This window comes from Nostoc sp. 2RC (assembly GCF_014222165.1).
GTDB lineage: Bacteria > Cyanobacteriota > Cyanobacteriia > Cyanobacteriales > Nostocaceae > Nostoc > Nostoc linckia.
This window is the reverse complement of record NZ_JACKZU010000057.1, coordinates 17,277-28,347: the sequence shown is the minus strand read 5'-3', so window position 1 is coordinate 28,347 and position 11,071 is coordinate 17,277. Positions and strand designations below refer to the sequence as shown.

The window sequence follows — 11,071 nt, the reverse complement described above, 5'->3', positions numbered from 1 at the left end:
ATATTTATGTGTAGCGAGCCTGCCATGGCAATTCCTGCCCTTCCCCTGGCCCAGCTTAGCTCTTACGTCTCCCCACTGAGCTACTGTACTTCAGAGATTTACACACCTGCCCCCCTGCCTGCCACCATGCAAAGTTTCCTTGGCGCACCACTAGTTCTCACTTCCGACTTGGGACCTCCGACTTCTCTACTTCTATAAGAGTTTGGTCAATTCATTCAGATAATTCAGGCAGCGAGGAGAATGTTGCGTTTATTAAAGACATTACCAACGCCATCAAGAATATAGATATTCTCCTCACCTCTCCCAGCTTGGGCACTGGAGTTGATATCTCGCAGTATCATTTTGATGCCGTGTTTGGTGTCTTTCACGGTGTTTCGCAGACGGCGACCGAATGCGCTCAACAACTGTGGCGCTATCGCCCAAAAGTGCCGATTCATGTTTGGGTAGCTTCCAAGCCACCGTTTGGATACCTTGACACCAACCCAACTAAAATCAAGGAAAGGCTGTTGCAAACCAACGAGATTACGGCTTTCCTACTGCGGATTGACCGAGAAACGGGTAAAAGGGGCGCTGAGAAAGACTGGGCGTTAGATGCTTACTGCAAAATCAAATCTGCTCGTCACCAATCCATCAATAACTTGCGTACAGACCTGCGCGAGTTGCTTAAGCATATGGGCAATGAGATTATACCCGTAGGTCATGAGAATGATGCCCCGGCTTGGGAACTGTTGAAGACGGCAGGGGACGTTCTCGATACTGCTCATCATCATGCCGTCGCCAGGGCGAACAATATCTCCAAAAGTGAATACCGCGCACGACAAACCAAGGATTATCTTTCGCCTGATGAAATGAACGAATGTGAAAAATTCCGCATTCATGAAGCTTACGGTATGGAAGTTACGCCCCTATTAGTCGAGAAGGACAACTCCGGTAGACTCGTTGGAGCGATCGCTGCTCTTGAGGCAATCCTTTCACCACCAGATGAAATCATCCAAAACTCCAAGACTGGTAAACAGTACCCCGCACCGCCAGCATTCCTTACCCAACTAGACCGCGCCGAACGCGACAAACTTCCATTTTGTATGGATTGGGGAAATTACTCGGCTCGATGGCTGGCAAGATTTAACTTAGGATTGCATCACATTCTGGAATGTTTAGTAGCCGGGGCTGAAATTACGGCGGCTGACCCACATCTATTAAATATGACAGCGATCGCCATTCAATGTGCTGCTCACATCAAAGCAATTCTTGGTTTTACAGTTCCAAGCGATTGTCAACCAATTTGGCTGTTGGCCACAATGCTTGAACAACTGGGGCTAAAGTTAGCTTGCCGCAAGCAGGGCAAACGCGGTCAACAGGTGAAATTATTCTCGCTGTCGAAGGCAGAATTGGATTTTGCATTACAAGTTATCGCTCATCGTCAACAGCAACGGGTTCCTTACTCCCAAACCCAGCCTTCGCTAGGGTTAGAACGTGTTTCTGTTCCCGTATCCACCCCCCCCCATAAAGGTATAGGAAACTCCCTCGTTGAGGGGGTGGATACTACACAACCAGAAGAGGCACAGGGGCACAGATCTATGGCAGTAACCCCGGGAGCAGCACTCTTGGGCACAGGGGCACAGGGGCAAGAATCTCTCTCCCCTGCTTCCTCTACAGATCGCATTACTTTACTCCACTGCGTGGAAACCCTTCGCTCTGGCATCGCCCAAGGTATAGAGGCTCTTAAGGGTATCCTCAAGCGATGGGCTGGCGATTTGCGTTGGGAGACGGTGCTGGAGTTGGAGGCGATCGCCCTTGATGAATTGCGATCGCTTGAGTCGGCAGTACCGGAATTTTACACCTTGTTAAGTGAAGAGGTGTTGCCGATGGAGGGATAAAGCCTACGCCGTGACTGAACTACGTAAATAAAGAGCAATCTGCGCCTTATTTTTATCAATCGCTTGATGAAAATGTGTTGCCGATGGAATTATCAATGACTTTTTGGGAAAATCGTTATAGACCTTAACTGCCAATCTTTCTGTCTAGATCAACAAAGATATATTTCCTGATCTATCACTCCGACAATAAGTGGGTGTTATTCACACTCTCGTTGTCAAAATTACTGCTATTAATTGATGGCGGTGATAACATCGATAACGCAGCGATCGCACCCCGTACTTGGGATGGTTCCACCTCCAGGTAATTTTGCAGTTGCTCCAAGCTGCGATGTCCGCTGATTTCTTGGATGACTCTCAATGGAATAGAGGCATTGCTCATCAAAGTAAGTGCAGTGCGGCGGCAACTGTGAGTGCTGGCTCCTTCAATGTCTACTCGGAGGCACGCTTCTCGAAAGATCAGGCTTGCATATTCTGAATGCAAGTGACCGCGCCCCCATCGACCGGGAAACAGGTAGCCATCATGGCTTGTTTTGGGTTTATATATTTTTAGATAAACTTGCAAATCGTCAAGCACTGGAATAGTACGAGTAGCCAGCTTTCCCTTAGAGCTGCCTTTACGGATAATTAGTTCCGGCCTGATTCGCCCCTTGCTGTCGTAAACATCTTTAATTTTGAGGGTAACTGCTTCATTGACTCGGCAACCCGTGTACAGCATCACAGCTATTAGGGTTCTATCTCGAACTGTAGTTAACCCCAAAGTGAATAGACGCTGGATTTCTTCAGGCGTTAGGACTTTTGCCTTTCCGTGACGGTCGATTTTCACCCCAGATGCTACCCCCGATAGTTAATCATTATCGCAGGTGCATCGTCCCAGGTTTAATTTTGGATGAATAATTTATTTACAACTCAACTACCCAAACTCAAGGAAATGGAACCAAGCGTTCAAATGCAATTGCTTTGGAAGCACGCGAGCAGGCAATCGCATTCATGCACTCTAAAATGATACTGTCAAGGTAGTTATCTTTTCGGGATGACGCTCTTACTGAGCCGCGTCCAGTCACGGTTAACCTGTTAACCTAGATAGTACCTAGACATGAGCCAAACAGGAAAAAACAAGAAGCGATCGCATCTTGAGCGTTCAACAGCATTTTTTAACAGAATTTGATACCGTAGTCACGCCCTTATAAATATATAAATTAACTTAGCGTCTGCGCTTTACCGTGTTTGTTCGTCCCTGAAATTTCTCACCCAAGGATGCTAAGCGTGCAACTTTCCGAGTGTTCATCTCAGATTACTTCTATTTGTACCCGTTAGTTTAAGACTTTATTTTAAATTCTAGAACTTTATTCTAAACGTACACCAGCCAGCACTCTAGTTGAGTAAATTATTACTATATAGACACTTTCTGTACCACATCTACACACGCTGCTCACTCCTATGTGTTTCTTGAAAGTCAACTGAAGTAAGGCTTTCTATACAATTGGCTTCAAGCGTATTTACACAATCAACAGAATCATTACTGGGACGGCTATTTTGCCAGTAATAATTTTGTACAGTTGCCCCAAACACCTATAAATAGGTGAAAAATCTGACCTCACGTGGTAAACTGTCTATACCAGGGCTAAAGGGTACAAATATGACAAACATAGAACGTGAATCGATTAACTTCCGATTACCGAAAACCCTGGTTAAAGCACTTCGCCTAGCTGCACGAAAACGTAAAACAACCGCTACAGAATTGGTAATTCAAGGTCTACAGCAGATTTTAGACGATGTGCCAGGTACAAAAGAAAGTGTAGAAAATCGTTTACAGAAACTTGAAGAAGATTTTCTCCGGTTACAAGCTAATATTGAAAACCTTTCTCTGGAAAGAGAAAGCAACATTTCTGCCAAGGTAGAAGAACTATTCTTAAAGCTGGCACGATTTGAAGGGGTATTGTTACAAATGCAAAATACCATCAACGCATCAAGGTCACGCAGCAAATCATCAAGTGCTTACCCCTATCAAACGAACGCACCAGTCAAGCTTGAACCCCGTAATGCAGAACAACTAGCCTCGCGTCTTGGCACTAGTGCATCGACCGTCGAAGAAAAACGTGCAACTTTGCGCCAAAAGGACTTTGAACGCTGGACACAAGACCGCGATTTGGGTAATCGTTCGTGGCGATTTAACGAGAACGACGGGCTTTATCATCCAGTTTATTAAAGAAGTCGCAAAACAGGTCGCAGGTCGCAAGTCGCAAGTCGCAAGTCGCAAGTCGCAAGTCGGAAGTCGGAGGTCGCAAGTGCTTGCTGATATGCGATTCGATATTTTGGCACTCCAGCGGGAGCAACGCGATCATCTTTTGCCGACCAATGGTCGGCATTTTGTTTCAATTATTTACAAGCGATCGCCTGTTGACAAGAATCAGAGAATCCACCGCGCTTGAGTACAAATGACATTCTTATTTGAGTTGGCAGCTTGCGGTAAGTTCTACATTGAAGAAAGTTCCTGGCTGGGGTTTAATTGAACGCAACTGCTGGATAAAAGCATTAAATCTGGTATTAGTTATGCCAAAGCCAGCTTCAGCACAAGCTCCTAAACCTCCTTCGATGGGAAAAGTATTACTTACACATAATAGATGCCATCTGAATAATTTAATGTATCGTTTATATCCTCATTACTCAAGCCATAACGGTGTGTAATAAAAGTAGGTTTCCTTGGCGATCGCACCATAACCTCTAAGAAAAAATCTGGAATCGCAATTCTTCGCGTTGTAGTCTTTATTAGATAAAAACTTTTATAAATAGCCCTTGGGGAATATAGCCCCATCAAAAGCCCAGTTATGACAACTGGGTTTTTGGGTTTAAGAACGATGCCGAGCCAGAGCAGTGTGCCTTTAAGAATTGGGTTGCTTAGCCTACACAATTGAAGTTATTCTTCATCATTGCCGTATGTCACGCAAGGACTGTCAATTATGAGTGCTGGCTCAAATGAATTGCAGAAAATGACGCTAGAACAATTCACTCCAAATTCGTCAGGGTGAATGCACTCTATGGCTCCTTCTATTAAAGCATGGAAAGCACAATCATTGCAGATAGTCTGACATTCGCCCACTACCATCTCACCTCCATTAAATGAAAATAAGTAATGACTTAATTATCTAATCAAAATTTCGGCAACACTGTACCCGTGCCCGCGTCTTTCTTCGTGCGGATATAAACCTGTTGAACGTAAGGATATTAATCAAGTATATGCCGACCATGCACCTGAATACACTTTGCCTAAATTTCCAATATTGGCTAGTTACATAATCTGTGGATTTTCCCTTTTTCTTATCTCCTGTTTTGTCAATACATAAAATTATTTCTCTTTCACCAATAAACGTTTTTATCAACCACAGCCGAATTTTCCTTAACTTTTTGATATCCCACAGTGCATCTCTCAAAAAATGATGTAGTGTTACCTAGACGATAAGTGAATGTTACCTAGATGCAACCTGAAGCAAGGCAAACCGTGCAGATTGATACGTTATGTGAAGGATTAACCGAAATGCAGATATTGATGCTATTGAACAGCTAATATAAGGTATGGGCTAGAAGTATATTTAAACGCCCACGCATATTCGCAACATTCCCCGTAAAGACTTTGAGCAGTTTCCATAAGTCAACAACGGACACAAGATGTCTTAAAATCAACGCTGTCTTTCAACAGGTGATTTTAATCGTAGTTTATATCGTAGACAAGATAAGAGTACCTTATTTTGTGTTGAAGTGGTGTATTATCGAGTAGGGAAGTCGCAAGTCGCAAGTCGCAAGTCGCAAGTAAGAATAAAGAAAGATAAAGTACAGCGGGTGCAAGTTATGGATAAAGACATGAGTATGACTGACAGGACTAAAGCGTTTGCGGTCAGAATCATCAAGGCTTGTAGCTTTCTTGATGAAAAACCGGGTGTTTGCCGTACTCTTTCTAAGCAACTGTTACGTTCTGGCACCAGTATTGGTGCTAATGTACACAACAAAGTCGCAAGTTAGAAGTCGCAAGTCGCAAGTGTACCGACAACTGTTGTCGATGCCTTGACATAATTCTTAATTCAAAGTGTACTTGTAACCCGCAACTGAAGTTTTTTCGTTCCTTACAACTTGCGACTTGCGACTTGCAACTTGCGACCTCAACTGAGTTAGTAATTTTATGGTCATACCTCACCGTCCCCCGATTCTTAAACCAGAAGAGACTTACACGTTCCGTAGATACTTTGATTTAAGATTTGCTCCAGCCGATATTCTGCGTGAGTTGGATGCAACTTTAACCAAAACGAACATAAACTTCCCAATTAGTAATTATGAAATTACTCGCTTGGCTGATTTAAAACAGCGATTAGAAGAAGCAATTACTCGTGTGAGTCTTACTAGTGAAGCAGCAAGAAGAGAAGTTTTGATTGCTCCTATCTTGTTGGAAGTGGCACATATCACCCAAGCAATAATTAATATTGAATATCCAATTGAAGTGAATCAATTCTTGCGGGGAGATTTGGATTATTACTTACAGTCTCAACATCAAATACTAGTTGTGGAAGCAAAACAAGCAGATTTAACACGAGGATTTACACAACTAGCTGTGGAATTAATTGCTATGGATTCTTGGATAGAATCAGACGAACCGATATTGTACGGTGCAGTGACAACAGGAGATATTTGGCAATTTGGAAGTTTCCAAAGAGGAAGTAGGCTTGTAACTCAAGATTTAATGCTCTATCGTATCCCAACTGATTTGCAAGAATTAATGCAGATTTTAGTTTCAATTCTCAAGCTCTCAAATTCTGTAGAAAATGTGTGACTTAAATATTTTCCGACTTGCGACTTGCGACTTGCGACTTGCGACTTCTTTAAGTATGGCTCAAACCTCCGAACGCCAAAAATCATCGGGCTACCGCTCGCAAGGGGCTGATACGAACATAGAGGCAGATATTTATCTGTTCGCTCGCCTACGGCAACTTTCGCTCAAGCAGCGCTTAGAAATATTCGCTGCTCACGAGCGTGGAGTCAAGAAACTTTGCCTTGCAGGAATTAAATCGCGGCATAGCGGAGCGCCAAAAGAGGAGATTCGCTATGTGTTCGCTCGCGCTGTATTAGCAGAGAAATTTCGGGTTGACTTTCACTTTGTTGGTGTTGATGAAAATATGTGGATTCAAGATTCAATTTCGCTTGCAGGAGAGCTACACCAACTTTTTGAATCAATTAGTGTTCCTTACTACGTGAGCGGTGGTGTTGCTGCTTCGCTGCACGGTGAACCCCGTTCAACTCGCGATCTAGATTTAGTAATTGAAGTCCAACCGGAGCGGATAGAAATGCTTGTGACGACGCTCTCCTCAGCACTATATTATTGCCCAGCAGGTGCAGTTGAGGATTTATTGCTGGGACGCGAGCGGATGCTTAATATCACGCACACCGAAACTATCGCTAATGCCGATTTATATATAAGTGATGTTTCGCCGTTTGCACTGTCGCAGATGGCACGTCGGAGATTAGTTGACTTAGAAGGGATACCTAAGTTTTGGGTTGCCTCACCAGAAGATACAATCTTACAAAAATTGCGGTGGGCTACGGGAAGTAAATCTGAAAAACAGTGGCGCGATGTGCTGGGGATACTCAAGTTGCAAGCAGAAAGCTTGGACTATGCATATTTGGCACAATGGGCAGAGAGTTTGAATTTGATTGACGATTTTTCCCAAGCATTGACTGAAGCTGGTGTTTAATATTTAACTGAGAACTAAAAAATGCGATCGCCTGAAAATTTAGTCAAAGATTCCTTACCTCCAATTAAACTCATCCCATTAGAAAATGGTGATGAAGCGCCTGCTAAGGGTGCTACACAGCGCAGTAGCAGATCCACAAATATAAAAGCACCTACTGATATTCGTTTGATAAAAGTATTGGAGTTTTTACGCAGCAACAATCTCGCACCCAACAGCCGCAAGCTCTACGAACGCGAACTAAAGAGATTCTTAGGATGGACGCAACTGCACTATCACGAGCTACGCCCGCGTCACTTTGGATTGTACAAAGAATACCTGCGAGATGAAGTAAAAACTGATGCACAAAAGCCGCTTTCAAAAAGTAGTATCAATGCGGGAGTTGCTGCGCTTAAAAGCTTTTTTAAATGGATGTGTTACACATATCCAGATATAATTGCTACTAATCCGACACTGGGAATTAAACTAGAAAAAGTACCATTGCCACCAGCCCAAAGCCTAACACCAGAACAAATGGAAAGAGTGTGGGCAGCTTTGGAGCTACTGGGAGAAACAAAGCAACGGGATACCGCACTAGTACACATTCTCAGTCACGGGTTGAGGGCAGGAGAAATTGTTGAGTTAAATGTTGGCTCGTTCGATGGTAAGCTGTTGTTCTTGCCCGACACTAAAACGAATGAACCACGCTTAGTACCACTCAAGAAAGAAAGTCGTGAAGTATTGCTTGAATATTTGCGATCGCGTATTGAATCAGGGGAAGAATTGAATAGCCTCACGCCGTTAATGATTTCACATCATGCTTCATATAAGGGCGAACGCTTGAGTTACCACGGCATTTACTTTGCTGTGGAGAAGATAGGTGAGCTTGCAGGTATTGAAGACTTACATCCCCACTCCTTTCGGCACACCTACGCCACAGACTTATTGCTGTTGGGTGTTGACCCCAGCCATGCACGGAAGTTAACTGGACATCAAAGTGATAAAGCGTTTCGGCGGTATACACTCCGGAGCGAACAAGAGGCGGCGATCGCTGCTTATTATCGTGCTATCGGTGAAGAGGAAGCACAGTAGGGTATGCCCAAGCCGCTCGATCCTAAGTGTCAACTGTGTGCTAAGTTGCCAACATCTAAGGCTAAGGTGCTGCACGGGCCAGAAGGTGATGGCTGTTGGAATCCGAAGGTTTGTCACAATCGCCGTTCGTTCTACCGCAAACGAACATCAGATGACTCAGCACAAATTGAAGCGATCGCACTTCAGCCGCCAACAACATATTTCGCCGTGTTGTACTTATATAAAGAACCGGGGGATAAACCATTGCACGCTTTAGGTGCAGAGTTATGGCTAGGGCAAAAGCCGATTTGTCGTTTAGAGCCAATTCACTGCTTTGGGCTAACGGCTGGCAAGATACGCGCCTACACAAATAAGGTACTACAGGCGTTTGCTAAAGAATACAATGTTTCACTATATCAATATAAAGATATGTTTGAGGTCAGTCCAAGTCATTGTCCAGTGCGACCCTGCCCCCTACACCCTGAATAAGAGCCACTGACCAAGCATATAGCGCAAGAGGCTACGCTTGCTCGAACGACGCATTTCTAAAATAAACTAACTTCTAAGCTAGAAAGCTTATACTGTAAGCTATATACAACTTTTATTATTGTGATTAGCTTCCTTAACAGAAATTATCATGACCAGCACACCAGACCAGCCAAGTAGGCTAGACCGGATTGAATTACTGGCAATACAGAATACTGAAGCGATAGCAGCTTTAACCAGCAAACTAAACAATCTAACCGACAAGGTAGATAACCTGACTGATAAAGTAGATAACTTGACTGATAACGTTAGTGAGCTAACCAGTAATGTAAATTCCGTGTTGGCTAGGGATGCAATTTTAAATGATGTATTGTTAGAACTGCGTGATAGCCACGAAGAATTAAAACATAACTTTGAACAACACCAGCGAAACTTTGAGGAACACCAGCGAACCACTAACGCTGCATTAAACCAGCTTGGGGCTATCTTAGTACAGTTAACAAGGATTGACCCGCAAAATTAAAATGGTGAGTTAGCAACAAATGCAACGTCTGCATAAGTTAACGGCTTTGTATCTCTAAAAGCCACTGTCTGATTAAAGTAGCTTTTGTGCGTTGCTCCCTATCCGATCGGAGGTTATTGTTAGACCAGGGTAAAAGAATCACAGCATGACCGTATACCGACAGCTGACCATCTGGGAGCTTTTAGATGAGGTATCCTCAGCTCCACCGACCTCAACACTAGCTCTTGTATGGGAATGTTTAGACACCGAGCTAGAGAGTTTACCTGTAGAGGCACAGTTAACAACAGCCGCAGCCGCATTTTATCAAATAGCAGATATTCTCAAAACCCGCGCCCAGTTGCTGTTGGAGGATATACGCGCCGACAGCGATACTGATGGGCCAGTAATCAGCACCGACATCTTTGCTGGTTTGGTGCGGACAACCATGCACCTAGAATTGGATGACCTAATCGAAGAACCGCCACCACAGAGCTTTAGACCGCATGGGCCGCATCATTTTACTCACCCAACTACTAGTAGCGATTCAGTGGCGGCTCCAGTGGAGAAAGAAAATGTGTTGGCAATGCTGGATATTCAGAGTGTAGAGGATGTTCATCGGCTGGCAGGTGATGAGGATGTACAAAAGTGGCAAAGCGCGATCGCTCTTTATCTAGCGCAAGTAAAAGATGAAATTTCACTTCCTCAACTCCAACGTGGTTTGAAAATGCCGATTGTAGAAGTGTGGCTGGGATTGTTGCTGGGTGGTTTTCAATTAGAGCAGCGTGGAGATTTTTATAATAGTCGAAACGTTTGGGTCATATCATGTCCGGGTAATCGCTTAGGATAAAAGAAGTGAGTGCAAAGAGCTTCGCCTACCAATCGGGTATGGGATGGGAATTTAATCCAGATACACAACTGTATCATCCGGTTGGTTAATCCTGCCATCTAAATGTTTTTCCAATGTGTAAGGACAATCTGGAGCTTTGATTCTACTGGCTAATGGTAATTTATAGGATGCCCAAAGCTGCCAACGTAAAACATCAATCCCAATGGTTGAAGTACCGAATTGTACTCGACAGTCTTTGTCTGGGTTTTGTATAACATTTTTGATTATGGTGTTTAGGGCTTCGAGCTTCAAATTATTGGGAACTCCCATGAGTAGTTTGGTAAGCCACTGTTTGATTTGTGGTGATTGCAGCCAATCTGTGATTTGGTCATCGGTGGGAGTTAGGCGATTGGCTAATAGCGCCATCCTTTCATCCTGTTTATTAACTTTGGTTTTTGGTTGAAAGAGTTGGTGAAAATGAGCATCTATCTTGGACATGATTTTGAGGAATAAGGAGGTAGTATTCCTATTATATAGAATGGGGATTTTTCGAGCAATAGTTAATGCGATCAGGAAATAAATAAGATAAATAAATATC

11 protein-coding genes and 3 pseudogenes are annotated in these 11,071 nt (G+C 43.7%); 11 read left to right on the top strand and 3 right to left on the bottom strand.

From position 1 onward, the window contains the following. Positions 1–188: 188 nt before the first annotated feature. Positions 189–1,877: pseudogene (locus GNE10_RS09455) on the top strand (bifunctional DNA primase/helicase); the annotation flags it as partial. Positions 1,878–2,052: 175 nt separating this feature from the next. Here GNE10_RS09455 and GNE10_RS09450 read toward each other — a convergent pair. Beyond that, entirely contained in the window at positions 2,053–2,700 is a 648-nt protein-coding gene (locus tag GNE10_RS09450; RefSeq protein ID WP_185564884.1) for a tyrosine-type recombinase/integrase, read from the bottom strand. An 813-nt stretch (positions 2,701–3,513) separates the two neighbouring features. Between GNE10_RS09450 and GNE10_RS09445 the strand changes: the two genes are divergently transcribed. The 3 genes from GNE10_RS09445 (at position 3,514) to GNE10_RS09435 (ending at position 4,562) form a co-directional block, all read left to right on the top strand. Next, a complete protein-coding gene (locus GNE10_RS09445) occupies positions 3,514–4,083 on the top strand; it encodes a hypothetical protein (RefSeq protein ID WP_185564882.1) in 570 nt (189 codons plus the stop codon). 79 nt (positions 4,084–4,162) lie between these two features. Further along, positions 4,163–4,306: a hypothetical protein gene (locus tag GNE10_RS09440; RefSeq protein WP_185564878.1), complete on the top strand. Its 144-nt coding sequence runs from the start codon at positions 4,163–4,165 to the stop codon at positions 4,304–4,306. A gap of 19 nt (positions 4,307–4,325) precedes the next feature. After that, positions 4,326–4,562: a hypothetical protein gene (locus tag GNE10_RS09435; protein WP_185564875.1), complete on the top strand. Its 237-nt coding sequence runs from the start codon at positions 4,326–4,328 to the stop codon at positions 4,560–4,562. A gap of 562 nt (positions 4,563–5,124) precedes the next feature. Here GNE10_RS09435 and GNE10_RS09430 read toward each other — a convergent pair. Beyond that, positions 5,125–5,317: pseudogene (locus GNE10_RS09430) on the bottom strand (transposase); the annotation flags it as partial. Positions 5,318–5,720: 403 nt separating this feature from the next. On the opposite strand from GNE10_RS09430, the pseudogene GNE10_RS09425 reads away from it, so the two are divergent. The 7 genes and pseudogenes from GNE10_RS09425 to GNE10_RS09395 all read left to right on the top strand — a co-directional run. Further along, positions 5,721–5,870, top strand: a pseudogene (locus GNE10_RS09425) (four helix bundle protein); the annotation flags it as partial. 178 nt (positions 5,871–6,048) lie between these two features. After that, positions 6,049–6,693: a hypothetical protein gene (locus GNE10_RS09420; RefSeq protein ID WP_185564871.1), complete on the top strand. Its 645-nt coding sequence runs from the start codon at positions 6,049–6,051 to the stop codon at positions 6,691–6,693. 55 nt (positions 6,694–6,748) lie between these two features. Further along, positions 6,749–7,612 carry a hypothetical protein gene (locus GNE10_RS09415; RefSeq protein WP_185564868.1) on the top strand — a complete coding sequence of 288 codons (864 nt, stop codon included), beginning with the start codon at positions 6,749–6,751 and terminating at the stop codon, positions 7,610–7,612. 21 nt (positions 7,613–7,633) lie between these two features. Then, complete coding sequence (locus GNE10_RS09410) at positions 7,634–8,680, top strand: site-specific integrase (protein ID WP_185564866.1); 1,047 nt, start codon at positions 7,634–7,636, stop codon at positions 8,678–8,680. Between the two features lie 3 nt (positions 8,681–8,683). Further along, a complete protein-coding gene (locus tag GNE10_RS09405; RefSeq protein ID WP_185564865.1) occupies positions 8,684–9,148 on the top strand; it encodes a hypothetical protein in 465 nt (154 codons plus the stop codon). A gap of 148 nt (positions 9,149–9,296) precedes the next feature. After that, positions 9,297–9,668, top strand: coding sequence for a hypothetical protein (locus tag GNE10_RS09400; protein WP_185564864.1), 372 nt, complete (start codon positions 9,297–9,299; stop codon positions 9,666–9,668). Between the two features lie 145 nt (positions 9,669–9,813). Next, positions 9,814–10,494, top strand: a complete 681-nt coding sequence (locus tag GNE10_RS09395; protein WP_185564862.1) for a hypothetical protein — start codon at positions 9,814–9,816, stop codon at positions 10,492–10,494. A 51-nt stretch (positions 10,495–10,545) separates the two neighbouring features. On the opposite strand, the gene GNE10_RS09390 is transcribed toward GNE10_RS09395, so the two are convergent. Beyond that, on the bottom strand, positions 10,546–10,971 hold the full coding sequence (locus tag GNE10_RS09390) for a hypothetical protein (protein WP_185564860.1): 426 nt from the start codon (positions 10,969–10,971) through the stop codon (positions 10,546–10,548). Positions 10,972–11,071 lie beyond the last annotated feature (100 nt).